General features: G+C 50.6%; 21 protein-coding genes. 2 read left to right on the top strand and 19 right to left on the bottom strand.

The features are described 5' to 3' along the window. Positions 1 to 48: 48 nt before the first annotated feature. Positions 49 to 1,383 (top strand): Na+/H+ antiporter NhaC family protein, encoded by a 1,335-nt coding sequence (locus AR688_RS02895; protein WP_068228866.1) that lies wholly within the window; start codon positions 49 to 51, stop codon positions 1,381 to 1,383. Here the strand turns inward: AR688_RS02895 and AR688_RS02890 are convergent. The 7 genes from AR688_RS02890 to dnaK all read right to left on the bottom strand — a co-directional run bounded on the left by AR688_RS02890 (position 1,380) and on the right by dnaK (position 8,225). Then, on the bottom strand, positions 1,380 to 2,453 hold the full coding sequence (locus AR688_RS02890) for a nucleotidyltransferase domain-containing protein (protein WP_068228863.1): 1,074 nt from the start codon (positions 2,451 to 2,453) through the stop codon (positions 1,380 to 1,382). The two genes, AR688_RS02895 and AR688_RS02890, sit on opposite strands and share 4 nt — an antisense overlap. Next, positions 2,447 to 3,370, bottom strand: coding sequence for an HprK-related kinase A (locus AR688_RS02885; RefSeq protein ID WP_231732007.1), 924 nt, complete (start codon positions 3,368 to 3,370; stop codon positions 2,447 to 2,449). Before AR688_RS02885 ends, AR688_RS02890 begins: the two co-directional genes overlap by 7 nt. Then, a complete protein-coding gene (locus AR688_RS20100) occupies positions 3,291 to 3,458 on the bottom strand; it encodes a hypothetical protein (RefSeq protein ID WP_156420196.1) in 168 nt (55 codons plus the stop codon). Before AR688_RS20100 ends, AR688_RS02885 begins: the two co-directional genes overlap by 80 nt. A 4-nt stretch (positions 3,459 to 3,462) precedes the next feature. Next, a complete protein-coding gene (locus AR688_RS02880; RefSeq protein WP_068228855.1) occupies positions 3,463 to 4,065 on the bottom strand; it encodes a hypothetical protein in 603 nt (200 codons plus the stop codon). A 148-nt stretch (positions 4,066 to 4,213) separates the two neighbouring features. After that, complete coding sequence (locus AR688_RS02875) at positions 4,214 to 5,014, bottom strand: M48 family metallopeptidase (RefSeq protein ID WP_068228852.1); 801 nt, start codon at positions 5,012 to 5,014, stop codon at positions 4,214 to 4,216. Positions 5,015 to 5,120: 106 nt separating this feature from the next. Beyond that, positions 5,121 to 6,251: a molecular chaperone DnaJ gene (gene dnaJ / locus AR688_RS02870; RefSeq protein WP_068228849.1), complete on the bottom strand. Its 1,131-nt coding sequence runs from the start codon at positions 6,249 to 6,251 to the stop codon at positions 5,121 to 5,123. Between the two features lie 63 nt (positions 6,252 to 6,314). Then, positions 6,315 to 8,225, bottom strand: coding sequence for a molecular chaperone DnaK (gene dnaK, locus AR688_RS02865; RefSeq protein ID WP_068228846.1), 1,911 nt, complete (start codon positions 8,223 to 8,225; stop codon positions 6,315 to 6,317). A gap of 227 nt (positions 8,226 to 8,452) precedes the next feature. On the opposite strand from dnaK, the gene luxS reads away from it, so the two are divergent. Then, positions 8,453 to 8,962, top strand: coding sequence for an S-ribosylhomocysteine lyase (gene luxS / locus AR688_RS02860; RefSeq protein WP_068228843.1), 510 nt, complete (start codon positions 8,453 to 8,455; stop codon positions 8,960 to 8,962). A 207-nt stretch (positions 8,963 to 9,169) separates the two neighbouring features. On the opposite strand, the gene AR688_RS02855 is transcribed toward luxS, so the two are convergent. The 12 genes from AR688_RS02855 to AR688_RS02800 all read right to left on the bottom strand — a co-directional run bounded on the left by AR688_RS02855 (position 9,170) and on the right by AR688_RS02800 (position 26,830). Continuing rightward, positions 9,170 to 11,920 carry an FAD-binding and (Fe-S)-binding domain-containing protein gene (locus AR688_RS02855; RefSeq protein ID WP_068228839.1) on the bottom strand — a complete coding sequence of 917 codons (2,751 nt, stop codon included), beginning with the start codon at positions 11,918 to 11,920 and terminating at the stop codon, positions 9,170 to 9,172. A gap of 147 nt (positions 11,921 to 12,067) precedes the next feature. Continuing rightward, positions 12,068 to 12,448, bottom strand: coding sequence for a VOC family protein (locus tag AR688_RS02850; protein WP_068228833.1), 381 nt, complete (start codon positions 12,446 to 12,448; stop codon positions 12,068 to 12,070). 3 nt (positions 12,449 to 12,451) lie between these two features. Beyond that, a complete protein-coding gene (gene pelA, locus AR688_RS02845) occupies positions 12,452 to 14,788 on the bottom strand; it encodes a pectate lyase (protein WP_068228831.1) in 2,337 nt (778 codons plus the stop codon). Next, the gene (locus AR688_RS02840) at positions 14,788 to 16,401 is read right to left on the bottom strand and encodes an NADP-dependent glyceraldehyde-3-phosphate dehydrogenase (protein ID WP_068228829.1); all 1,614 of its coding nucleotides are present in this window, start codon (positions 16,399 to 16,401) and stop codon (positions 14,788 to 14,790) included. The genes pelA and AR688_RS02840 overlap by 1 nt, the downstream gene beginning before the upstream one ends. A gap of 483 nt (positions 16,402 to 16,884) precedes the next feature. After that, positions 16,885 to 17,841: a sugar kinase gene (locus AR688_RS02835; RefSeq protein ID WP_068228824.1), complete on the bottom strand. Its 957-nt coding sequence runs from the start codon at positions 17,839 to 17,841 to the stop codon at positions 16,885 to 16,887. An 11-nt stretch (positions 17,842 to 17,852) separates the two neighbouring features. Beyond that, on the bottom strand, positions 17,853 to 18,509 hold the full coding sequence (gene eda / locus AR688_RS02830) for a bifunctional 4-hydroxy-2-oxoglutarate aldolase/2-dehydro-3-deoxy-phosphogluconate aldolase (protein ID WP_068228821.1): 657 nt from the start codon (positions 18,507 to 18,509) through the stop codon (positions 17,853 to 17,855). Next, positions 18,509 to 19,978, bottom strand: a complete 1,470-nt coding sequence (locus AR688_RS02825) for a mannitol dehydrogenase family protein (protein WP_068228819.1) — start codon at positions 19,976 to 19,978, stop codon at positions 18,509 to 18,511. The genes eda and AR688_RS02825 overlap by 1 nt, the downstream gene beginning before the upstream one ends. A 153-nt stretch (positions 19,979 to 20,131) precedes the next feature. Beyond that, positions 20,132 to 21,556, bottom strand: a complete 1,425-nt coding sequence (uxaC, locus tag AR688_RS02820) for a glucuronate isomerase (protein ID WP_068228816.1) — start codon at positions 21,554 to 21,556, stop codon at positions 20,132 to 20,134. 55 nt (positions 21,557 to 21,611) lie between these two features. Next, on the bottom strand, positions 21,612 to 23,168 hold the full coding sequence (locus AR688_RS02815; protein ID WP_068228813.1) for a UxaA family hydrolase: 1,557 nt from the start codon (positions 23,166 to 23,168) through the stop codon (positions 21,612 to 21,614). A 208-nt stretch (positions 23,169 to 23,376) separates the two neighbouring features. Further along, positions 23,377 to 24,816 carry a glycoside hydrolase family 28 protein gene (locus AR688_RS02810; RefSeq protein WP_068228810.1) on the bottom strand — a complete coding sequence of 480 codons (1,440 nt, stop codon included), beginning with the start codon at positions 24,814 to 24,816 and terminating at the stop codon, positions 23,377 to 23,379. 183 nt (positions 24,817 to 24,999) lie between these two features. Continuing rightward, positions 25,000 to 26,034, bottom strand: a complete 1,035-nt coding sequence (locus AR688_RS02805; RefSeq protein ID WP_068231089.1) for a LacI family DNA-binding transcriptional regulator — start codon at positions 26,032 to 26,034, stop codon at positions 25,000 to 25,002. A 10-nt stretch (positions 26,035 to 26,044) separates the two neighbouring features. After that, positions 26,045 to 26,830, bottom strand: coding sequence for an IclR family transcriptional regulator (locus tag AR688_RS02800; protein ID WP_068228808.1), 786 nt, complete (start codon positions 26,828 to 26,830; stop codon positions 26,045 to 26,047). Positions 26,831 to 26,844 lie beyond the last annotated feature (14 nt).

The following is a 26,844-nucleotide window of genomic DNA, read 5'->3' as shown; positions in this document are numbered from 1 at the left end:
GCAACCAATAAGGCTGTTACACAGCCTGCGTATTTATAAGGTAAACCTATGAACGATACTACGCTGGTACCAGCGGGTGCTAAACGCTCACTGCTGCCACTGCTGTTTTTTGTTGCGCTGTTTCTTGGCACTGGCCTGTACCTGCAAAGTCAGGAGGTGGCTTATGCGTTTTACCAGTTGCCAGGCCATGTCGCTATTATCCCTGCCCTTATATTGGCTATCTGGCTGCATAAAGCGCCGCTACAACAATCTATCGATGTGATGATCAAAGGCGCAGGTAACAGCAATATTATTACCATGTGTATTATTTATTTGCTGGCTGGCGCCTTTGCCAGCGTAGCCACCGCCACCGGCGGTGTTGATGCTGCAGTTAACGCTGGCCTGAGTTTAGTGCCGGCGCCCTGGTTACTGCCGGGTTTATTTGTGATAGCAGCACTGGTATCTACTGCAATGGGTACCTCTATGGGCACTATAGGTGCTCTGGCTCCTATTGCAGTGGGTTTGGCTAATCAGGCCGGGTTGGATCAGGCGTTAGTAGCGGGTGTGCTGCTTAGCGGAGCTATGTTTGGTGACAACCTGTCGATTATTTCCGATACCACTATTGCCTCTACCCGTACTCAGGGCGCAAAAATGGCAGATAAATTTCGCGAGAACATTAAAATTGCGCTGCCGGCTGCCGCGTTAACACTGCTGTTGTATATCGTGCTGGCCACAGATGGAGCTCCGGTACAGATTGACGCCGTAAACTGGAGTGGCGTAGTACCTTATGCGGCAATACTGGTGCTGGCCGTAATGGGATTGAATGTATTTGTCGTGCTGCTGCTGGGCATAGTGCTGGCGGCGCTGCAAGGCGCCTTCTTTGCCGATTACGCTATCGCTAACCTCGGTAAAGATATCGCCAGCGGTTTTGCCAGCGTGCAGGAAATTTTCCTGCTGGCAATGCTGGTAAGTGCACTAAGCGAGTTTATAAAGCAGCAAGGTGGCTTACAGTGGATCGCCGGTAAAATCCAGCAAGCGGCAAACAGGCTTAAGCTGGCAGGCAATAAAGCCCAGCAATTGGCAATCGCAGCATTAGCGTTTAGCAGTAACCTGTGTATCGCCAATAATACCGTGGCGATAGTGCTTACCGGTGAGATCAGTAAAACGCTGGCCCAACAACATCAAATAACCCCCAAACGCAGCGCCAGCCTGCTGGATATTTTTGCCTGTATCAGTCAGGGGTTAGTACCTTATGGTGCTCAGGCATTGTTGTTGGGTGCCAGCTTTGGTATATCGCCATGGCAGGTAGTAACACAAAGCTACTATTGCCTGATTTTGCTACTGGTGGCTGTACTTACCATTTTACTAAGGCCGGTAAAGTCGCTAACAGCGGCAGCGGTTTAAGATTTATGTCCTGGTAGCCAGCGCCGCAACCAGCGTTGCATGCCGCTGGCAGGTTTAGCCAGGCTATGATAAACCAACACCTGCCAACGCATTTTCAGGCTGTGGCCGCGTACAAACCAGAGCTGGCGGGCAAACCAGGCCCGGGCAGGCTGGTCCTGTAACATAGTCAGCAACAAATTACACACCAACGGTTGAGGCCGCGGCAGCGCAGAACTTTGCAATACCACCTGCGCAGCGCCATTATTAAACAATCTGCTCAGTACCCAGCACGCATTGATCACAGCAGATTGCACCGACATCCCGACAGCTTGCTCAAGCATAAAATCCAGTTGCTGCTGACTCTGTACTTCAAGCAGTAAGTCATTTAAATCAATCACATCTTTAGTTAGTTTATGTGTTTCTTCCTGATAAAACAGGTGCACCGCCGCATGAATAAACAAATGCGCGCTAGCAGGCACTTTAAACGCTGATCCAGGCACATTAACGGCATAGGTAAACAACGGTGTGATATCTATAGTTCTGGCGGATGCTGTTGGGTAAATATGATGGTGTAAATCGATCACTGTGCCACGCTGATAATGCTGTAATGGCGGGTTTTGATGTGACCAGTTCAGATAATAATCACGATCGTAATCGGTCATTTCACCTTCACGAAAGCCATAAAAAAACAGTCTGTCACGCACATGCCGCAGTTGCACAGCAGGTACCAGAATATCGATATCGGAAAACAACCGGCCAAAACTCACCGTTAAAGCTTGTGTTCTGTAAGCTGCGCCTTTTAACAACAAGCACGGGTAATCGGCAACAGCAAATAACGACTCTAACTGCTGTAACTCAGAGTATAAACTGTGTTGCTGCTTCTGGGCGTAGCGCGCACCCGATTCGCCATGCAGCTTAACCTGCAGCGGCACCTGGTCAAGTAATTGCTTTGTCTGCAGTACATAGTAAAACCGGGCAGTAAGGCCTTGTTGGCGGGCTTGCTGTAAAAATGTGGTCCATTGCTGCGGCGTAGCCTGCTGCACAAATTCGGCCGGAGAGGCAAAAAACGCCAGCAATTGCGACCTTAACATAACTTATTTAACTCGCTTAAGGCTTGCTCAATGCAGGCATATTCCAGCCGATACGCATCAATTTGTTCAGTCAGTCTGCTCAGGCTGATAAAGCCCTGCTCTGCCAATACCGCGTAATTAAATGAATTATTGGCCAAATGCATAAATGCATCAGCCTGGCTCACCTTCGACAGCGTAAGTTGTTGCTGGGCGGCATTATACTGCGGGAAAATAACCCAGGCTGCCGTTGCCGTTTGTTGCATACCAGACCAGCTTAATGCCGACGGCAGCATATAGCCTACTGTACCTTTGGTCGTGCCAGCGGTAATCTGCCGGATCTGTGCCTGCGGATACCAGCTTTGTAATAACGTCAGTGATTGATTTTTCAGGCTTACCGGCCGGACATAAGGCACGATTGCGCCACTGACTAAATCGACCAGACACATTTCATCTGACAGTAAACGCCAGCCTTCCTGCATTAATACCGCACACAAGGTACTTTTGCCCGAGCCTGGTGGTGCAGGCATAATGAGTGCTTTGCCATCACGCTCAAGCACTGCTGCATGAATGGCCAGAAACTGGTGCTGATAAGAGGCCACACACCAGTTAACGCCCCACTCAAAAACCGGTACCAGCTGAGCTGAGTCCGTCATTCTGAAATGCTGATCTCCGGATGAAACGTGAAACGGCCGTCCCCAACCCGCCCATTTACGCTGTACTTGCAGACAAAAATCGTAAATAAGTTGTGGATTTGGGCGTGTTATCAGTTCTGCCGGATATAATTCAGCAAGCGCAGCAGTAAGCTTGTTACTGTGATTGGCAACGAGTACAGAAAAAGGTGCCGTATGAATAGCAAAATCAGTCAACGTCAGGCTCTTTTGCCTCAGTTGCTGTGCCAACCAGATGCGTTTCGTGGTCTTGTTTTGAAAACAACACACTGCTGGCATCGTCAAATATTGCCGTCAATGTGTTGTTATCTGTAGCTTGCTGAGATAGCCAGGCAGCATAACTCAGGGTTACGTCCATCAGGTTACCCCATGTAACCGTCTATATAGTAAACCAGTAAAGCCGATAGTTGATCTTTCTGCTCCTGAGTAACAGCGCCCTGATAGGCATTTACTATTTCGTCAGGCGTAGGAATACTGGTGCTGACACCTTCTAACTGATAGTACAACGCATGCAGGAAAATTGCGGCAATATTACGGATCAGCGCATTGCTGCCACCAAGGTTAACTGCTTCGCGCAGCGTGCCACTATAGCCATACTGAAAAATGGTATTAAACTTAGTGTTTTGGTTAATGTCGATACCATGCCACTTTTTATACCACTTACTACCCGATTTATAGAAGTAACCGCCTTTACCACCACCAATACCCGGCTTTTTAGTCTCAAAGTACAGTTTAGCACTGCCATGAGAATCATAACTTTTTTGACACTGTTCAAACTTATCGGGCTGCACCGACTGCATCTGTGATGCATTTTCACTTAACGAACAGTTAAGCGTGCTAGTACCCCAGGCGGATTTACTTTTTAGTGTCAGCAACACCGGCAAACTACCCAAGCCTGCGCGCATTAAAAACTTTCTGCGACCAGACTGCGTTGCCTTCATTTCCTTGTCATTAACAGGTTCCATAGCTACATTCCATAAAGCAAACTGCGTAAAGTGTAATGCCAGTTACATGCAAGATCAAATCCAACAATATAACTTCATAACAGGCATAAGAAAATTCTTAAACCTGAACTTACGGCATCATAAGTTGTAAAGCAAGCTGACGCTAAAATCAGACTTTACAGTTAGGCAAAGCGCCAGTGGCTTTGCGGTCGTTATACGTTTTCATTGCTTGCGGCATATTATCGCGTAAATCTTTAATCCGTGTTCCCGCCAATGGATGGGTAGACATGAATTCAGGTATGTTATTGCCACCCAACGCCGCCATATTTTGCCACAAATTAACAGATTCACGTGGCTCAAAACCAGCTTTGGCCATCAAATCTAAACCAATCGTATCTGATTCTGACTCGTGTGCACGACTGTAAGGCAACTCAATGCCATAGTGAGCACCAACGCCCATCACGGCCATGATTTCTTGTCGATATTGCACACCTTTCGTTTCTAACCAAGCACTACTCACGGCAAGCACCATATCTTTCCCTTGAGTGGTTGATAAACGCTCGTTACTGTGGCCGGCAATAACGTGGCCTATTTCATGGCCAACTACTGCAGCCAGCTGGTGCTGGTTTGCAGCTAATTTTAACATGCCGGTATATACGCCTATTTTTCCACCGGGCAACGCAAAGGCATTGACCTGGTCAGAATCAAATACCACAATTTCCCAGCTTTGCGCCCGCATACTGTCCGGTGTTACAGCCAGCAGGCTGTTTGCCACGCATTTAACATAGTTGTTGGTTTTTACATCTTTAACAATCGGTGTTTCCGCTTTCATGGTATCGAAGGTTTGCGTACCCATTTTACCTAAATCAGCATCACTAAACAGCATGAGTTGAGACCGCCCGGTGGGCGATTGCGCGCAGGCCACAATCAGTAAAGAACAGGTGGTAAGCAGTAATAACTTTTTCAACATGAGCATATCCTTATTTGACACTTTTACCGCAGCTGGCGCCGCAATGTCTTGTTATTGTATCTGTTGAGCAATAAAAAACCACCCGCAGGTGGTTTTTCATTACAACTTAACTGGTTAAATCATCAAAGAACTTCTTCACACCATCAAAGAAGCCTTTCGATTTAGGCCGGTGTTTAGCCTCACCATCACCCGCCATGCTGTCATCCAGCTGACGCAGTAAATCTTTTTGCTTATCACTCAGGTTAACCGGAGTTTCGATCACAACCTTACAGACCAGATCTCCCACGCCGCCACCACGTACCGATTGCACGCCTTTACCACGCAGGCGGAACATTTTTTCGGTTTGTGTTTCTGCCGGAATTTTCAGCTTAACGCGGCCATCCAGCGTTGGTACATCAATTTCACCACCCAGCGCAGCAATAGTGAAACTCAGTGGTACATCGCAGTACAGGTTGTTGCCATCGCGCACGAAAATCGGGTGCTCTTTAACATGCACCTGCACGTACAGGTCGCCTGCCGGTGCACCATGCATGCCAGCTTCACCTTCACCGGTTAAACGGATGCGATCACCAGTGTCAACGCCGGCCGGAATTTTCACCGACAGCGTTTTGGTTTTCTCTACGCGGCCTTCGCCATGACACTTAGTGCACGGTTCAGGAATAATTTTGCCACGGCCATTACAGGTTGGGCAGGTTTGCTGCACGGCAAAAAAGCCCTGACGCATAGTAACCTGGCCGGCACCATGACAAGTTGGGCAGCTTTTCGCTGAGGTGCCTTTTTTCGCACCCGAGCCATCGCAGATATCACAACCGACCATAGTCGGTACTTTAATATCGACTGATTTGCCGCGTACCGCCTCTTCCAGACTCAGTTCGAGGTTGTAGCGTAAATCTGAACCGCGTTGTGCCCGTGACTGGCCCCGACGGCCACCGCCACCGAAGATATCACCGAATACATCACCAAAAATATCGCCAAAATCAGCATTGCCTGCACCAGCGCCACCGCGGTTTGGATCTACCCCGGCATGGCCATAACGGTCATAGGCTGCGCGTTTTTGCTCATCCGACAACACCTCATAGGCTTCCTGGACTTCTTTAAACTTCTCTTCCATGGCTTTGTCACCCTGAGTTCTGTCCGGGTGAAATTTCATGGCGAGGCGTTTATAAGCCTTTTTGATGTCTTTATCGTCGGCGCCTTTAGCGACACCTAGTACTTCATAATAGTCACGCTTCGACATAGCTTAGTGCTAACTTCTCATGTTAAAGGGGCTGCAGTTTACTACAGCCCGGTTAAACCTTAATTATTTTTTGTCGTCTTTCACTTCTTCAAACTCAGCATCAACCACGTCGTCGTTGCCGCCAGCCTGCTGCCCTGCGTCACTGCCGCCTTGCTGGGCTTTGGCCTGAGCCGCTTCCATCAGCTTTTGTGATGCCTGAATAAGTGCCTGAGACTTCTCATCAATTGCCGCTTTGTCGCTGCCTTTTAATACAGCTTCCAGCTCTTTGATTGCCGTTTCAATGGCTTCTTTATCATTTGCTGCCAGTGCTGTGCCCACTTCTTCCAGTTGTTTGCGGGTGGCGTGAACCATCGCATCGGCCTGGTTACGGGTTTGCACTAACTCTTCAAACTTTTTATCGTCTTCAGCGTGCGCTTCAGCATCGCGTACCATGGCCTGAATTTCTTCGTCACTCAAACCTGAGTTGGCCTTGATGGTGATTTTTTGCTCTTTACCGGTATCTTTATCTTTAGCAGACACATGCAAAATACCGTCGGCGTCTAAATCGAATACTACTTCGATTTGTGGCTCGCCACGACGACCGCCGCGAATGCCCTCTAAGTTAAACTGACCCAGTGACTTATTGTCAGAAGCGCGCTTACGCTCGCCCTGCAGCACGTGAATCGTTACTGCAGACTGGTTGTCTTCAGCAGTTGAGAACACCTGCGATTTCTTCGTTGGGATCGTGGTGTTTTTCTCAATCAACGCTGTCATTACGCTGCCCATGGTTTCAATACCCAGTGACAGTGGAGTAACGTCAAGCAGCAATACGTCTTTAACATCACCTGACAGTACCGCGCCCTGAATAGCCGCACCTACTGCTACCGCTTCATCCGGGTTAACGTCTTTACGCGGTTCTTTGCCAAAGAAAGCCGTTACCGCTTCCTGTACTTTTGGCATCCGTGTTTGGCCGCCCACCAGAATGATGTCGTTAATTTCACCTACGCTTAAATCAGCGTCTTTCAATGCTTGCTTCAGCGGCTCGATAGTGCGCTGAATTAAGTCTTCTACTAAAGATTCCAGCTTGGCACGGGTTACTTTGATGTTCAGGTGTTTCGGGCCTGAGGCATCAGCAGTAATGTACGGCAGGTTCACTTCAGTTTGTGATGCTGACGACAGCTCAATCTTAGCTTTTTCAGCAGACTCTTTTAAGCGCTGCATCGCCAATGGGTCGTTACGCAGGTCAATGCCCTGCTCTTTTTTAAATTCTTCAACTAAATAGTTGATTAAACGGTTATCAAAGTCTTCACCACCTAAGTGAGTGTCACCGTTAGTGGCCAGTACTTCAAAGGTTTGCTCGCCGTCTACATCGTCAATTTCAATGATAGAAATATCGAAAGTACCACCACCTAAGTCATATACCGCAACCTTGGTGTCGCCTTTCTTCTTATCCATACCATAAGCCAGCGCCGCTGCGGTTGGCTCGTTGATAATACGTTTTACGTCTAAGCCTGCAATGCGGCCGGCATCTTTGGTTGCCTGGCGCTGTGCATCGTTAAAGTATGCTGGTACCGTAATTACTGCTGCAGTTACCGCTTCACCTAAGAAATCTTCTGCAGTTTTCTTCATCTTTTTCAGCACTTCAGCTGAAATTTGTGGCGCGGCTAACTTTTTGCCTTTAACTTCAACCCAGGCATCGCCATTATCTGCTTTTACGATAGCGTAAGGCATAATTTTAATGTCGCGTTGTACTTCTTCATCTTCAAAGCGACGGCCAATTAAACGCTTAATCGCGAATAAGGTATTTTTCGGGTTGGTAACTGCCTGGCGTTTTGCCGGTTGGCCAACTAATACTTCGCCATCTTCAGCGTAAGCAATAATAGAGGGCGTGGTACGGGTACCTTCAGCGTTTTCTAATACGCGTGGTTTGTCGCCATCTAAAACCGCAACACAAGAGTTGGTTGTACCTAAGTCAATACCGATAATTCTGCCCATAACTACACTCCACTTAATATTCTGAACAATCACAAATTGCGTTGAGCGATTAATGGGGATTAGCCCTGATCCATTCAAGGTTATTAGATTAAAAATTTTGCCATCTGCGCAGTTAATCCGGTTTTAGCGCCGGTTTAACGCTGTTATCTGCCGATAACGGTTAACTTATCCGGTGTTACCTGCCTATAATAGCCGCCATCTGTAGCATTTATTTTGAGGGTGTTATTATGCCATTACTCGACAGTTTCACCGTAGACCATACCATTATGAAAGCCCCCGCTGTGCGCGTAGCAAAGAAAATGAATACGCCAAAGGGCGATGCCATCACGGTATTTGATTTGCGTTTTTGCGTACCAAATGAAGAAATTCTGTCAGAAAAAGGTATTCATACGCTGGAGCATTTATTTGCCGGTTTTATGCGCGATCATTTAAATGGCAATGACGTAGAAATTATCGACATTTCGCCGATGGGCTGTCGTACCGGCTTTTATATGAGCTTAATTGGCACACCGGACGAGCAACGTGTCGCCAAAGCCTGGCAAGCGGCGATGGACGATGTGCTGCATGTTGCCAGCCAGAGCGATATCCCGGAGCTGAATATTTACCAGTGCGGCACGGCGCAAATGCACTCGCTGGAAGAAGCTAAGCAGATTGCCAAGAATATTCTTAACCGTGGTGTCGGCGTAAACCGCAATGACGAGCTGGCCTTGCCGGCTGAAATTTTAAATAAGCTGTAATACTTAGCGGCGTCTGACCGGTATCGCATGTTGGCTTCAATTGCCAACAACACGAAAAGACGCGGTGAGGCAACTGACAATTAAGAAAAGCGTCTGTGGCAGGGATGCCACAGAGGAGCCTACAGGGAGGTATCTACGGCGTCTTTTCGTGTTGTCAGTTGTCGACCCGAAGCTCGATCCCGATGACTCACTTCAGTTAAAAACCCGCTAAGAGCATTTATCCAGCAAATACACCAGATGCTGATACTCAATACCACTATGCCGTGATAAGCCTATCTCACAAGTACGGCTGGTTGACACCCCTTGCGAGCACTCACTTACCTGCTGCTTTAAGCCAGACAACGCCGAGGCATTTAGCTCTGGCAAGACAAAACCTTTATCGCCGGCAAAGCCACAGCAACTGATGCCTTCGGGGATCACGACAGTATTACTGCAAGCCTTAAGCAACTGTTTTAGTTTATCTGCCTGGCCCAGCTGGCTGGCGCTGCAGGTAATATGCAGTGCTACCGGCTCATTAAGCGGCGTAATATTCAGCTTAGGCAGCACCTTATCATGCAAAAAATCGACGCTGTCGAAAATACTGAGCCTGTCATCAAGTTTGCCCTGTAGGGTTAAGCTGCACGGGCTGGTATCGGATAAAATAGGGATTTCACCATTATTACTTACGTCGAGTAGCCACTGCTCCAGCTCACGCTGTTTTTGCGTGGCAACAGCAAACTGGCCCTTCGATTGAAACGGCATGCCGCAGCACTGGCTGCCAAGACCCTCAGGCATTATCAGCTGATAACCGGCTTTAGCCAGTAAGTGGGCGCTTACCTGCTGCAAACTACGTTTATCTTTGCTATTAGCCTGGGGCGCCATAACCCGGCCAGAGCAGCTGGCTAAATAAATAACGGGTTTCAGCTGGGTATCTGCATGGGCCATTGGCAGCACATTGTTATAGTTCGCAGTTGGCATAGCGCTATGCCACAACGCACGTAGCGGCAGCAATTTAGCCAGCGTACTGCCTATTCCCAGGCCAGCACGGGCCATAGCCGATACCGCCGTAAAATGCCGGGCCATAAAAGCCGCCAGCCCCTGCCAGGGGCGATTATGTTCCGCCCGTAATTGCCGGGTAAGGTCGCCGGTATTAATGCCCACCGGGCAGGCAGTGCTGCACATACCGCAGGCGGCACAGGTGTCGTTACCGGCATACTGATAAGCGTTGCTAAGTTCAGCTAACCGCTCTGGCTCATCACCACTGCGTTGTAAATGCGAAATCTCGCGCTGGGTAACAATACGCTGGCGTGGCGTGAGCGTTAGTTTGCGTGACGGGCACACCGGCTCACAAAAGCCGCATTCAATACATTTATCTACCAGCGGGTTAGTGGCAGGTAAGGGTTTAAGGTTTTGCAAATGCAACTGGCTGTTGTAACTTAGCACGACGTCCGGGTTTAAAATATGCTGCGGATCCAGCAGCTTTTTAATCTGCCACATCAGTGTATAGGCCTCTGTGCCCCACTCCAGCTCAACAAAAGGTGCCATATTACGGCCAGTGCCATGTTCAGCTTTAAGTGAGCCACCAAACTCTACCGCCACCAGTTGCGCCACCTCCTGCATAAAGGCATCGTAACGTGCAACCTGGGTGGCATCATCAAAGCCCTGCGTAAAAACAAAATGCAGGTTGCCCTCTAAGGCGTGGCCAAAAATAATCGCTTCATGGTAGTAGTACTTATCAAACAACTGCTGTAGCCGCGATACCCCTTCAGCCAGTTGCTCAACCGGAAAAGTAACATCTTCAATAATCACTGTCGTGCCAGTTTTACGCACCGCTCCTACTGCCGGGAAAGTACCTTTGCGGATAGCCCATAGCTGGTTGTATACGGCTGCGTCAGTACTAAAATCGACCTGCTGCTCCAGCGCAAAAGCGGTTAAAGCACTTCGTACCTGTGCCAGTTGCTGTTGCAATATGGTGCCGTTTATCGCCGTACTTTCTATCAGCAAAGCACAGGCATTATCAGACAAACCCTTTACCCAGGCTGGCATGCCCGGCTTATGTTCTACCGAGCGCAGGCTGCGCCGATCCAGCAGCTCTACCGCCGATACCGGCTGTTGCTTTAATACCGTAACGGCACGGCAGCAGCTTTCCACTGACGGAAACACCAGCAACGCGCTGGCCCGGTGTGGATAATCCGGCACGGTGTTGTACGTCACAGCGCTGATAAAACCCAGGCAGCCTTCAGAGCCGACCATTAAATGGGTCAGGATATCGATAGGGTCGGTAAATTCGGTTAGCGCATTGAGTGAAAAACCGGTGGTATTTTTTAAGCGGTACTTATGACGAATTCTTGCACTAAGTTCAGGGTTATCCTGAGTTTGTTTGCCCAGCAGCGCCAGCTCGGCTAAAAGTTTGGCATGTGTCTGGCGAAACGCCGCTACGCTTTGCGTATCTTCAGTATCCAGCACGGTGCCGTCAAACAATACCAGCCGCATTGCTGAGAGCGTATTAAAACTGTTATGCGCCGTGCCGCAGCACATACCGCTGGCGTTATTTGCGACAATACCGCCGATTTTGCAGCTGTTAATTGACGCCGGATCAGGGCCGATTTTGCGCTGAAACTTTGTCAGTACATTGTTAGCCGCAGCGCCGATAACACCGGGCTGCAGCCGTATTTGCTCACCTAAACCGCGCACTTCACGCTGTTGCCAGTTTTCGCCCAGCACCAGCAGCACAGAATCGGTTACCGCCTGGCCGGATAAACTGGTGCCGGCGGCGCGAAAGGTTAGCGCAACCTTAAAGTCGTTTGCCAGTTTTAGCAGCGCCACCACTTCAGCTTCGCTTTCAATGCGCAGCACTAATTTAGGCAGCATACGGTAAAAGCTGGCGTCAGTGCCAAAGGCAAGCGTAGCGATAGGGTCGTCAAAATAACGCTCAGCCGGAATAAGCTGTTTAACGGCCTGAATAAACTGCGGTTGCATGCAAACCTCTGGCGCTGAAAAACTAAACCTAGATTAACCGATAATACGGTATTCGCGCGCCGCTTGCATAAATTTTTTGCTATATAAATTCATATATGAATAATTTATTCATAACTAATGTAGTTTCAACCGCTATAACACACTGTTTTACCTGCCAGCACCGCGCCGGCACAGTTGCAGTGCTAAGCCCCAGGGGTCGCGCAACATGGCCAGGTGTGAACCGTCGTTCAGGTGTACATCGGTAACATGGCTGGCGCCGGCGGCGATTAAGCGGGCGCTGTCGGCGACCGGATCGGCTGATACCAGCGCCAGGTGTAAAATCAGCGGGTCCATACTGGCATAATCAGGCACCTGATCGGCCGGGTTGCAGTAAATTTCTATCATCATTACACCGCTGTCATCAGCGAGAAAATGCGTTTGTGCTGCATCGTTTAATGCGCGTTTTAAGCTAAAGCCCAGATGCTGCCTATACCAGTTGGCCATTTGTTGCGGTTGGGCAACATTAAAAGCGACATGTTCGATACGCATAACTTAAGGTTCCTGTGGTTTGTTACCGGCCGGAATAAAGCTGTCCAGCCAGGCCTTGATATTGTCTGTTGGCACGTCCAGCGGCCGGTACACCGGCTTAATTTGGGGATAGCCACCCACTTGCTGTTGGCTGTCGATAATACGGCCGTTACGGTTAACGTAACTTTGCACTATGCGCCGCTCAATAGCGTCGCGCTGCCAGTATCGTGCTCCAACAACAGGTAACAGCTGGTGTTCAACCTCTTTCGCTGCCATAACGCGAACGCCTTTCGGCCATACCGGTGCTGCAGCTAAAGGCGTGATAACCCCAGCAGTGTCGTACATGGCTTTGTCATCGAGGTTAAAGGTCAGGTTATCCTGCAGGTAAGCATCGCCATGATAGGACACCAGGGCTAAATCTGAATACGAATCGCGGCCATAGCGCAGCACATTACCGACAACTGCCACCTGCGGGTTCTCAGGTGTATAAGCAGTATGCGCCCATTCAGCATCAATAAAACCCAGCTTTACGGCATTGGCGTCGGCGTTGTAAATAATATTGTTCAGCACCACGCCTGTGGTATGGGCTTTAAAGTATGGGTTACGCCGTGCGTTATGGGCAAACAGGTTACCGATAAAGGCAATGTGGCGGCTAAAATCGTGCACCAACGCGCCTTTGCTGTGTTTGCCTTTAATGTGAGTAGCGTAGTCCAGTGCTTCTGCCAGAATATTGTAGCGAAAGGTAATGTGCTTCGACGTTGCCTGCGGCCCTTTATCACGCGGACCTGACGCCGACACCAGCTCGTCGGTGGCCCAGCTTATCGAATTATGCTCAACCAACACATTGCAGGCATTGCTGCCGGTTACCGCTATGCCGTCGGTGTCCCAGCCGGCACGCTTGGGCAAACCGGCATCACCCGGCCGGATATGTAAATGCCGCACTATCACATCATGACTGATAATACGCAGGCCGCCTTTAATCAGCGTAATGCCGGGTGCTGGTGCGGTTTCACCGGCGATGGTCAGGTACGGCTGGTTTATTTCCAGATTAGTACGCTGAAGATCTATCACCCCAGCCACTTCAAATACCACGATGCGCGGCCCGCTGTGTGCCAGGGCTGCTGCCAGAGAGCCCGGCCCGTTAGGGTTCAGGTTAGTGACCTTTAACACCGCACCGCCTGTGCCGCCTGGTGTATCGAGGCCAAAGTTAGTGCAGTGCTTATCTGCTGCAGCCTGGTCATATTCTGCCAAAAACTCTGCGGCAACGCTTTGATACCAGCCATAACCGCGTTGGCGTTCCAGCGATATCTGGCTGACATCGCTGTACGTTTGACCGTCGCGGTCGAAAAATACCGGCTGGCCAGTTTTCAGATCATAAAACCGTGACCAGATCACACTGCCGGGGCTGTCGATTAATAACAAACGGCCATCAGCGTCGCGGTGACGGTCTTTATCGTTTATCTGCTTTTGCCGCAGCCAGTTAGCAGCATCCGCCAGGCTTTGCGCTACGCCGGGGTAATCTGGCGCATAACGTAGCAACAACTGCAGAATTTTTCCACTTTCACTACTAACCAGCGAAGCTTTCTCATACTTACGCGCCGTTACCGGCTCACCCGTTAACGGATGATGCTGTGCGCCCCACACAGTGCGCTTGCCATCGACGACGACCTGATTAGCCAGTAACCAATCGACCGCACGATAAAAGGCTGCGGCGGCCTCGGTTTTAGTACTGTCGGCCAACATAGCAAAGCGCGGTTCATTTGCCACTTGCCACAATAACTGCATCAGTTGATACAGTGCATTATCGTTCAGCGTTATCGCATCATGATAACCGCCACGCAGCGGATAAGACTGCGGAAAACCGCCATTGGGATACTGCGCTTTTAGCACCAACGCCACACCACGCTCTATACCCTGCACTATATGTTGTTGCAGTTGCGGCGTTGCTTGCGGGTAAAAATCGGCCAGCCAGTGCAACTGCGTGCTGGTGGCGTCATTATCAAAAGTCGGCACATAATTGGCTTCAGAGCCAAACTGTTGGCCGCTTAGCCTGGCAATACGCATATCAGTGCGTTTGCTCCAGCCGCCTGAAGGTGTTTGAAAGCTCAGCACCGCTTGCGCCTCAGCGGCATTACTAATGCCGGTTAAACCAAACTGATTATGCCTGGTTGCCGCAGTTAGCGCTCCACCCTGTTGCTCAGCGGCCAGCACCGCCGCATCCTGCTGTAGCAGCTGTGCTGATTGAGCTAAATACTGCTGCCACTGTGCAGGTAGCTGCTGATCCTGCCAGTAATTTGCGCTGGCAACACAGGAAAACAACAAACCAACCAATAGCAGCAGATGGCGCAGCCGGTAAGGCATCAGAACAAAAAATCCGTCGATAAAAAGCGCGAATGTCGCTCTTTCACCATCTGTTTCACAAAGTCGACATCACTATCCTGATATTTAGCGGCCACTAAGGTCGGGGTTGAGAATTGCCGCAGCGCATCCACCACCGACAGCGTACCTTCAGCAGAATCTTTGCGGCCGTTAAACGGAAAGCTGTCCGGCCCGCGCTGACACTGGCTGTTGATATTAATCCGCCCCACCTGGTTGGCAAAAATATCTACCAACTCACCCACCTGCTGTGGGTTTTGGCCAAAGATACTCAGTTGCTGGCCAAAGTTAGAGTTCACCACATAATCAATCACTTCATTAATATCGTTATAAGGCACCACCGGCACCAGCGGGCCGAATTGCTCTTCGTTGTACAGCCGCATACTGCTGTTTACCGGATACAACAGCGCCGGGGTAAAGAGCGAGGCCGTAGTTTGGCCGCCTCCGGGGTTTTGCAGCTTAGCGCCTTTGCTTAGCGCATCTTCTAACAGCTCTGTTAGAAATTGTGTTTTGCCAGGCTCCGGCAGCGGTGTTATCGCTACGCCCTGTTGCCACGGCATACCGGCTTTTAACTCACTAATGGCATTTGAGAGTTTCTCCACCAGCTCGGCGGCGCGGCTGTTATGGACAAACAGAATTTTTAACGCAGTGCAGCGCTGGCCGTTAAACGACAAACTACCAGCCACACATTCTTTTACCGTGCGATTCATATCGGCGTCGGGCAAAATAATCGCCGGGTTCTTGGCATCCAGCCCCAGCACAGCGCGCAGCCGGTGCGGCTTGGGGTGCATACGCTTTAAATCACTGGCGCCTTTATTGGTGCCGATAAAGGCAAACAGGTCAATTTTGCCGCTTTCCATCAGCACACCAACGGTTTCGCGGCCGCGACCATAAATAATGTTGATGACCCCGGCCGGGAAGCTTTGTAAAAACGCCTGCAGCAGTGGCTGAATAAGCAGTACGCCATATTTTGCCGGCTTAAAAATTACGGTGTTGCCCATAATCAGCGCCGGAATTAGCGTGGTAAAGGTTTCATTTAACGGGTAGTTAAAAGGCCCCATACACAGTGCCACGCCTACCGGCACGCGGCGGATTTTACCTAAACTGCCCTGCTCGATAATAAAGTGGCTGGCATCTCTGTCCTGCTGTTTTAACGCTTCGATGGTGTCGCGGATATAATCACAGGTACGGTCGAATTCTTTCGCCGCATCGGGGTAGGTTTTACCGATTTCCCACATCAGCAGCCGGATCACTTCAGCGCGCTGCAATTGCATTAAACCGAGGAATTTCTCCACATGCTGAATACGTTCCAGCACCGCCATGGTTGGCCAGGCCCCACGGCCTAAGTCGTAGGCTTTTACCGCACTGTCGAGCGCTTTTAATGCAGTGTCGGCGTCCAATAATGGCGTATGGCCCAGCACTACTTGCTGTAAGCTATCGCTATTTCGTATATAAATTGGACTTACCACCGGGCTAAGTTCGCCCTGCCACTGCACCAGCTCGCCGTTTAATAAATAGTCGCGCTGGGTTATCTCGCCCTTATGGGCAAACTCTGCCGGTATATCAGCCGCTTGCGGAAAAACTGTTGCTAAACTCATGCCTTGCTCCTTCTAACAAAATTGACTTGGTTGTTAGTCAGGGTCAGATGCGACGCTTGCCCGGCTTAAGCCAGATCTTGTTATGTTGCTTTGTACTGGTACCGATGCTGGCTTCACAGTTAAGGGAACGCAAAGACGTCGTGAATACCTCCCTGTAGACTCCTCTGCCGCATCCCTGCGGCAGACGCTTTGCTATACCCTTGACTGTTTCGCTTTGTTATTTCGGTGATACATCAATCGTTAGCTGTGCGCTTCGGGGTTCCAACCTGCTTTTGACGTTTTGCCACAGCGAGAATCGGTTTGCTGTAAGCTGACCGTTGAAGGCATGGATGCCTGACAAATTCGTCCGGAACGAATTTGAACAGCTCCGCTGGTCCAACGGACAAACTTCACGGATGAAGTTTGTAATCGAGCCTACAGGGACGTATTCACGGCGTGTCAGCGTGAGCAAACCGGTTCGTGCCGAAGCCACTGACCCCTTGGCTACTTCACAAACACTGAAGGCCGGTTCTGCGCCCAAAAGCCGTTAAAGTGATCCTTGCCGACAATAGCGCCGGTATGCTCAACAACAAAACCGGCTAAGCGAGCAGCAAACTTCACTGCATGCTGCGGTGCTATACCACCTAAACGTGCGGCCAGATAACCGCCGTTAAACGAATCGCCGGCTGCTGTGGTATCTACCACCTTCTTTACCGGGTGCGCCAGTGCGGTAAAACCCTGCTGCTGATAACGACCGTTAATACCGTTTTTGCCATCTTTAACAATAATTTCCGCCACCCCCAGTTGTGTTAACTGCTCAACCACATCATTGGTGGTTTGTGCATCAAATAACACGCGATGATCATCCAGGCCAGGCAGCGCCATATCAGCCTGGCTGTAAGCCTGAATAAAGGCCGCTTTGGCCACTTCAGCATTAGGCCACAGCGCCGGGCGATAATTGGGGTCGAAGATAATCTGGCTGCCATCGGCTTTTAACCGGCTGACCAGTTCGAACAATTGGGCTCTGTCGGCATCAGATAAAATCGCCAGCGTAATGCCGGAGAAATAAAACATATCGCAGCCTTTAATGGCGTCGTAATTTAATTGCGCATTAAAACACTGCAATACCTGCTTGGCCGCCGAGCTGTCGCGCCAGTAGACAAAACTGCGCTCGCCAAACGCATCGGTATTGATCATATACAGGCCGGGCCGGGCGGTTTTTGTGCGCAGCATCAGGCTGGTGTCAATTTTCTCCCGCTCTACCGCCCGCACCAGCTTGTCGCTGATAAGATCGGTACCGACTGCAGTAAAAAACTGTACATCGACCGGGTTCTCACAAGTGCGTTTTAAATACACCGCAGTATTAAACACATCACCGGCAAAATTCTGGTGATAGACATTGTCGACCAGCTGATACAGCTCGACCATGCACTCACCCATAATGACAATACGCTTGCTCATGCCGATGCTCCTTAAGCTGCTGTTTTAATCTGTCTGGCAATAGCGGTCGCTTCAGCAGCCAGTGCGGTGATCTGGCTCCACTGCTGTGCTTTCACCAGATTAGTCGGCGTTAACCAGGAACCGCCCACCACAAACACATTTTTCAGCGCTAAAAAGTCGGCCAGATTATGCTGGCCAATACCGCCTGTGGGGCAAAATTTAACCTGCTGGAATACTCCGCTGAGGGCTTTTAGCATCTCAATGCCGCCGGATAAATGCGCCGGGAAAAACTTAACCTCGCGCAAACCATATTCATACGCCATGGCAATTTCCGACGGTGTTGCCACACCGGGCGCCAGTGGCAGGCCGGTGTCGATCATCGCTTCAAGCAACTTTGGCGTGCTGGCCGGGCTGACCAGAAACTGCGCGCCGGCATCTTTACAGGCGTTGGCATCTGCCGCTGACAATATAGTACCGGCACCTACCAATAAGTCTGGCAAAGCAGTGCGAATGGCAGTAATCGCCGCTAAGGCCTGACGGGTGCGCAGCACCACTTCAACCGAGCCAACGCCGCCATCCTGCAAAGCTTTGGCAATCAATACCGCTTCATGCGGCGTCTCAGCCTGAATAATGGGTAATAATGCCGGCCCCTTGACCAGTGACGACAAAAACTGAGGTAAAGACGACATCAAACGACTCCCGTAAAAGCCGCCAGCGCTGCGGCTGGGCGGGAAACTAATTGCTGATAAGCAGTATGTACTGCACTAAAGAAGGTTTTGTTTAAACTCAGTTCTGCCGGGAACACGGCATCCACCGCTAAAAACAGCGCCACATCGGTATCGGCATTGCCACTGCACTGGGCTGCTACAGCCAGCAGTTGCTCTGCTAACGGGTCGACTAATTTTTCATTATCGCTATAACGCTTAACAATAAAGCGGCACCAGACAGCGATGGCAAAAGCCAGTTTGTCTATCGGTTTACCTGTGGCTAAGTTGTCGCTAATAGCAGGCAAAATACGCATTGGCAGCTTTTGCGAGCCGTCCCAGGCAATTTGCGCCAGCAAATGGCGGATAGCCGGGTTGCGAAACCGCGCTAATATATCGTTACTGTACTGCTTAACATCCAGCTCGGCCGGCGGTGTGAACGACGGCATAATCTCGTCGCTTATCATCTGCTGAATAAACTGTGTCAGCACTTCATCCTGCATCGCATCGAATACGGTTTCATAGCCAAGCAGACAGCCAACATAGGCCAGGGTGGAATGCGGCGCGTTGAGTAAACGTAGCTTGGCTTTTTCAAAGGCGGTGACGTCCTGGGCGTAAATTACCCCGGCTTGCTGCCAGGCTGGCCGGTCGGCCGGTAAAATATCTTCAATCACCCACTGCACAAAGGCTTCGCGTTTAATTGGCCAGTTATCCTGTACTCCCAGTACCTCTGCAACCTGCGCTTTAATAGCGTCGTCGGTAGCCGGTGTAATGCTGTCGACCATAGTACAGGGGCTGATCAGCTGCTGGCTTAACCAGTTAGCAATAGTAGGGTCTTTTTGCTCCGCAAAGGCGATGAGTGCGTTACGCAGCTTATGGCCGTTGTCGGTCAGGTTGTCACAGCTGATCACGCAAAACGGCGCTATATTGGCCTGATAACGCGCGGCCAGTGCGGTAAACAGCAGGCCAATTGCCGTTATCGGTTGGCCGCTACCGCTTAAGTCTTGTTGAATTTGGCTATGGTTTAAATCCAGCTTACCACTGCCGTTTAAGCAATAGCCTTTTTCGGTAATAGTCATGGTCACGTATTTGGTGCTGGCGGCAGTTAAACGCGCCAATACCTGGCCGTACTGCTCGCTGGCGATTAACACTTCCTGCACAGAGCCGATAACCTGATAGCTTTGCACGGCATCCAGCACGGCCAGCGTATACAAACCATCTTGCGGTGATAATGCCTGGCTGACATCGGGTGATCGCATTGATACGGCGCTGATGGCCCAATCGCCGCCAAATTGCAGTGCCTGTTCGGTATACCAGGCCTGATGGCCGCGGAAAAAGGCGCCGGGGCCTAAATGCACTATGCCGATTTGCGGCTTTTGCTCTGCCAGCCGGTAGGCCGGAATTGGCAGCTTGCCGTTTAGACCCGCCAGAGTCTGATTACTAAGATTTGCCATTTATGATTCCTGCTATTTTCTGCAGTGTAGGCTTGGGCAGTTTGTTACACGCAGAGACGTCGTAAATACATCCTTGTAGACTCCTCTCCAGCATCCCTGCTGGAGACGCTCTGCTTAGTAACAATCTGCCCCGCTGTTAGATTACGCTTAGCATCATTTCAACTGATACGCTTTTTTTACCAGGCCATAGGTCAGCTCGTAAGCTAACTCGCCGGCGTCTTCTTCGGTTAAGCGGTGCTCGGCCACTAAGCCTGCCAGGAAGCGGCAGTCGATGCGCCTTGCTACGTCGTGCCGTGCCGGTATTGATAAAAACGCCCGTGTATCGTCGTTAAAGCCCACAGTGTTATAAAAACCGGCGGTTTCAGTTACCTGATGGCGAAAACGCAGCATGCCTTCCGGACTATCATGGAACCACCAGGCCGGGCCGAGTTTTAATGCCGGGTAATGGCCTGCCAGCGGCGCCAGTTCACGGGCATAAGTGGTTTCGTCCAGTGTAAACAGAATGATGTTTAAGCTCGCTTCGTTGCCGTATTTCTGCAGCAAAGGTTTCAGGTTTTGTACATACTCGGTCGGGCTGGGAATATCCGCGCCTTTATCAGCACCAAAACGCTCAAAAATCACCTGATTGTGGTTACGGTGTGCACCGGGGTGAATTTGCATCGTCATGCCATCTTCCAGGCTCATGCCGGCCATTTCGGTCAACATCTGGCCGCGGAACAGCTCTGTTTCTGCCGGCGTGGCTTTACCGCTTAAACAGCGTTGAAATAATGCCGCGGCATCTTTCATGGCTAAGTCTGCGGTAATGGCGGTTGGGTGGCCGTGATCGGTCGCCGTAGCGCCATGCTCACGAAACACCTTACGGCGCTTACGCAATGCGGCCAGATAACCCTGCCAGCTCTTGGTATCTTCGCCGGTAATTTCGCCCAGTTTAGCCACGTTAGCGGCAAAATCGGCGCGGTCAGCATCTACCACGTCATCCGGGCGGAAGGTGGTAATAACGCGGGTTTCAAAGCCGGTGCCTTTTAGTTTGGCGTGGTGTTTTAAGTCGTTTAACGCACCTTCGGTGGTGGCAATCAGCTCGATATTAAAACGCTCTAACAAAGCACGCGGTTTAAATTCCGGCTTGGCCAGCTGGGCGTTAATGCTGTCATAATAATGATCGGCGGTTTCTTCACACAAAGTTTCGGTTAAACCGAATACATCGTGAAATACCGTGTCAAGCCAAATGCGTGAAGGTGTGCCGCGAAACAGGTAATAGTGCTTGGCAAAAATATGGAAGATTTTGCGGTAGTCACTCTCAACTACGGCACCGTCTTTACGGCGGATGCCGAGCTCTTCGAGCTTAATGCCCTGGCTGTATAACATACGAAACACATAGTGATCCGGCAGCAGCAATAACGCAGTGGCATTGTCCCAGTTGGCGTCTTCAGCGAACCAGCGCGGATCGGTATGGCCATGCGGGCTAACGATCGGCAAGTCTTTAATTTGCTGATATAAACGCCGGGCGATATCACGCACCACCGGATCTGACGGAAATAAGCGGTCTGGGTGCAGTTCTAAGCGACGACTCTGTGCCATTTTCAAGTCCTGTTATAAAAAGTGTTTAAATTCAATATTTCATTAATTTCACGCATCAGAGCGTCACGCCGTTTTTCCAGATGGCAATTTCGCGGTTATCTGACTGCTCATTGCGTGTGGCTTTGCCGGAAGCAACATCGATCAGATAACGGAAAAAGTCATGGCTGAACTGCTCGGCGTCCTGGCCTTTTTGCAACAGGCCGCCGGCATCAAAATCAATCCACTGCGGCTTGCGTGAGGCCAAAGAGGAGTTTGACGAAATTTTTACTGTCGGCGCAGGAAAGCCCAGCGGTGTACCACGGCCGGTGGTAAATAACAGTAAGGTAGCACCGGCAGCGGTTAAGGCGGTGGATGACACCGCATCATTGCCCGGCCCTTCGAGCAAGGTTAAGCCACTTTGGCTGGCCATATCGCCGTAGCGGATCACCTGATTTACTACCGCTGAGCCACCTTTTTGAATAGCGCCAAGCGATTTCTCTTCCAACGTGGTTAAGCCGCCGTCTTTGTTGCCCGGGCTCGGGTTTTCGTACACCGGCTGTTTGTTGTCGATAAAGTACTGCTTAAAGTCATTTACCAGCGTCACAATATCGCCAAACACCTGTTCGTTTTGCGCGCGGGCCATAAACACCTGCTCGGCGCCGAACATTTCCGGCGTTTCGGTCAGTACTACCTTGCCGTTACCGGCAGCGACTAAATCGGCAATGCGGCCCACCAACGGGTTAGCGGTTAAGCCGCTTAAGCCATCAGAGCCACCGCATTTCATGCCCATGACTAAATCTGACACAGGGCGCGGCGTGCGCTTATCATCGCGCATTTTTGCTACCAGCTCTTCCACTGCAGCTAAGCCCTGCTCTATTTCATCTTCCACCTGTTGGGCGTTAAAAGAGCGGATCCGGCTTAAATCGACGCCTTCGCTGGCTGCCAGTAATTTGCTTAGCTGATTGTTTTCACAGCCTAAACCCATCACCAGCACACCACCGGCATTAGGGTGTTGAATAAGGCCAGCCAGTAAACGGCGGGTATGATCTAAATCGTCACCGAGCTGCGAGCAACCAAACGGATGGGTAAAAGCATAAATACCGTCGATATCATCGCTATAAAGCTTACGCGCCTGCTCGGCCACCCGCATCGCGGCGCGATTAACGCAGCCAACGGTATTGATAATCCACAGCTCGTTACGGGTACCTACTTTGCCATTACCGCGGCGGTAGCCCATAAATTCGGTTGGCAAACCGGCCGGAAACGCCAACGGTTGCGCCTGACAGCCGCTATAACGGTAATCGACCTGGCCGCTTAACAGCGTAGCAAGATTATGCGAGTGAATATGCTCGCCGGCTTTAATATCAGTAGTAGCGGCACCGATGGCAAAGCCGTATTTAATGACACTCTCGCCTTTGGCAATATTAGTTAGCGCCACTTTATGCCCGGCCGGTACGGCCTGCTGTGCAGTTAACTGCGCAAACGGCTCTGGCAGTGCCACGCCCTGCGCTAATGGTTGCAATGCCACTACCACGTTGTCGCGCGGGTGTACCTGCAACACCTGTAATTGCTCGCCGATATCTGACGGTGTATTCAGTTTGGTACTGCAACCGGGTTTTAGCTCTGTGCTCATGTTCAGCCTTCCTGCACCTTGTCTAGCGGTGGCAAACTGTGATTAAAAAAAACGTGTCTGACTATTGTGTTTTGCTCGAACCGACTTGCCCACACCAACACGCCGTAAATACATCCCTGTAGGCTCGATTCAGGCATCCATGCCTTCAACGGTTGGTTTAGGGCAAGTCGATTCTCCCCTCTCAGCACCGCAGTACTTCAGGTAAAAGCTAAAGCTGCAGCGCCTCACCATTTAAGGTCAGATCGACCTGATCAATCTTTGCGACATTCTCCAGCACGCCAATGCTGGCGGTCTGATTAAACTGCACATGGTGCAAACTAACACCGCTGATCGGCGCCCGCTCAAAACCGCGCAGTTCAAAGGCACGCTGCGCTTTTTGTACGCGTAAATTACTGATATGCAAATTCTTTACCTGTGGCAGGTGCTGGCCAGCATCGCCCTCTTCATAGAAGAAGTTAATCACGATAGCGTCTTTTACTTCGCCGATATCAATATCACGGATATAGATATTTTCAATTAAGCCGCCACGTACCGAGTTGGTTTTAATACGGATACCACGATCTAAATCCGGGCTGCTCATACGGCAGCGGCGGGCAAAAATATTGCGCGCACCGCCGGAGATTTCACTGCCCAGCACCACACCACCGTGGCCGGCACGCATCATACAGTCCTGGATCACCACATTCTGTACCGGCGTAGCCAAACGGCGGCCGTCGTTATTACGGCCGGATTTCAGCGCAATACAATCATCACCGGTATCAAATAAGCAGTTTTCAATTAACACCCGGTTACTGGATTCCGGGTTGCAACCATCAGAGTTAGGCCCGTGGCTAACACAGTTTACACCGCGCACAATCACATCTTCTGACAGCACAGGATTAATCAGCCAAAATGGCGAGTTACGAATGGTAATTCCTTCAATCAGCACCCGTTTACAGCGGTATGGCTGAATAAACGGCGGCCGTAAGTAATTTTGCGCAAAAACACGCTCTGCTACCGGCACACCGGCTTCGGCCATACCAAATAACGGTGTACGGGTGTTAGCCTGATCAGTTTTCGCGTCCAGCTGCCAGGGGGTATGTTTCCATTTACCTTTCCACGGCCACCATTGGGTGTTGCTGCCGTTGCCTTCAACGATACCTTCACCGGTAACTGCGATGTTTTCCTGCTCAAAGGCATAAATCAGCGGCGAGTAGCCCATCAGCTCTACGCCTTCCCAACGGGTGAATACTGCCGGTAAATAGCGCTCTGGTTCAGCGTAAAACGATAATACGGCATCTTTTTGCAGGTGCAGGTTAACGTTAGATTTTAAATGCACCGGCCCGGTGTTAAAGCGCCCGGCTGGCACTACCACACGGCCACCGCCAGCAGAAGCACACTTAGCAATAGCTGCGTTAATGGCGTCACTGCTATCAATGCCAACTTTGGCGCCAAATTCAGTAATAACAAAATCGCGTTTGGCAAAAGACGTGGGTGCAATACTGGCAATAATGGCATCGGCTTGCTGCCACAGTACATCGTCGGCGGCATCACTGGATGAGGTTGCCACAGCAGAGACAGACGAACAGCCGTTTAATGACCATAAAGATAAGCCTGCACCAGCCAGGCCTAAGGTTTTTAAATGTTGTCGCTTCTGTTTATCTGTCATGAGTAACCTCTTTTTATGGCCGCAGTTATTATTTTCAGCGGCGCCTTTACCCTGTTTACAGCTTAATTAAGTTGGCTATTGATACTATAATAACCAATTTGCCACCGGTGGCAAGTAAATCGGCAAACTTTTTGCCAGCGGTAGCAAAAAAGTGTGCTTTAGTTAAAAGCCAAATTAAACAGCTTAGTTGCTACTTTCAATTACACGGGCGGTAGACTCGCGCACTACCAAGGTTGGTGCTACTTTGGCAGCCACGTTAGATGCAGCTTTATCGTTGTTTTCTATCGACATAATCAGCTTACTGGTGGCCAGCAATGCCATTTGCCGCACCGGCCGTTTTATAGTGGTTAACGCCGGTATCACCCGCGAGGCCAGCATATTGTCGTCAAAACCGGCTACCGACAGCTGCTCCGGTACTTTAATACCCAGGCTGTGCGCTACCTTTAGTACGCCAGCGGCCATCTGGTCATTATTGGCAAAAATAGCAGTCGGCTTTTCCTCTGCCTGCAGCAACTGGCGCGCACATTCGATACCGGTTTCGTAGGTGTTATTACCTTCAATAATCCAGTCTGGCCGCAGTTTAATACCATAGGCCGATAGCCCCAGCTGAAAACCTTCCATCCGCTCGGTTGACGATTTATAACGCTGTGGCCCGCTGATAAAGGCAATATGTTCATGCCCCAACTGAGCAAAATAACGCGCCATTTCGGCAGCTGCAGCTCTGTCGTCTGACACTACAATATGCTTGGCGTCATCCAGCGCTACTGAGCTTAAGCGCACATAAGCACTGCCGGATTCTTTTAGCGCCTGCGCCAGAGTTTCAGATTCCGACACCGGCGGCAGCACAATAACGCCATCCAGCTTAGAGCGCTGCATAAAGCGCAGGCAGTCCTGTACCAGGGTTTCACTGCGGTAGCGGCACGGATGCACTACCAGCTCGTAACCCAGGTTAGAACATACTTCCAGCACACCACGTTGCACATCATCCAGATAGAGTGCATCGGGGTTGTCGTAAATAAGGCCGAGTAGATATGAGCGGCTGGATGCCAGGCCTCTGGCCTGAGTGTTGGGCGAATACTTTAATTCGCTGATCACCTTTTCTACCCGGGTACGGGTAGTGTCACCGACACTAAGCGAACCATTAATAACCCTTGAGACCGTGCGTTTGGATACGCCGGCAATACGGGCAACATCATTTATCGTGGCTTGTTTTTGCATAAGTCTCATCTTATTGACCACGCGCACTGTTAGCGACCAGCTGCGGCCTGTAGGTACAAAGTGCAATATCGATCGCCGTTTGTTTTACGCTGGCGATAAGATCGGTTTGGGCTTTTTTAGCAAACAGCACCAGCGGACCGGTAATGCCAACTGCCGCCACTACAGCACCCTGGCTGTCGCGAATTGGCACCGCCAGACAGCGCACGTCGTCATGGTATTCCATATCGTCGCTAGCATAACCGCGTGCCAGTATCCGCTGCAACTCTGTTGTTAACTCATTTGGCTGCACCAGGCTGTGCGAAGTGCGCCGCTTAAACAAACCCGCTTCGGCTAATGCCGCTAACCTGTCAAAATGATGAAATGCTAAAAACACCTTGCCCGCAGCAGAGCAGTTAAAATCGGCTATGGTGCCCGGCCTAGCCGCTAAACGTTGCGGATTAGGACTGTCGCATACTTCTACCAGCAAAGCGCCTTTGGCATGTGGCAATGCCAAATGGCAGCTTAAACCGGTAGTCAGCGCCAGTTGCTGCAGCATTGGTAAAGCCTGCTGCTGCAAACGCTGAGAACTTAATAAACTCAGGCCCATTTTAAACAGCTGCGCCCCTACCAGGTAGCGCTTGCCGTGTTTTTCCAACACCTGCTCCTGGCACAGGGTTTGTAAAATGCGAAACGCTGTGGTGCGTGGCACTGCTAAACGCTGTTCCAGCTCGGTTAAACTCAGGCCCTGATCCGACTCTGTCACCAGCGACAGAATACGGCAGGCATTGGCCAGATTGGGGATCACGTAGCTTACCATCGGTTAACTCCTGA

It is taken from the genome of Rheinheimera sp. EpRS3 (genome assembly GCF_001513785.1).
GTDB lineage: Bacteria > Pseudomonadota > Gammaproteobacteria > Enterobacterales > Alteromonadaceae > Alishewanella.
The sequence above is the reverse complement of the archived record's forward strand: the minus strand, read 5'-3'. Positions and strand labels throughout refer to the sequence as shown.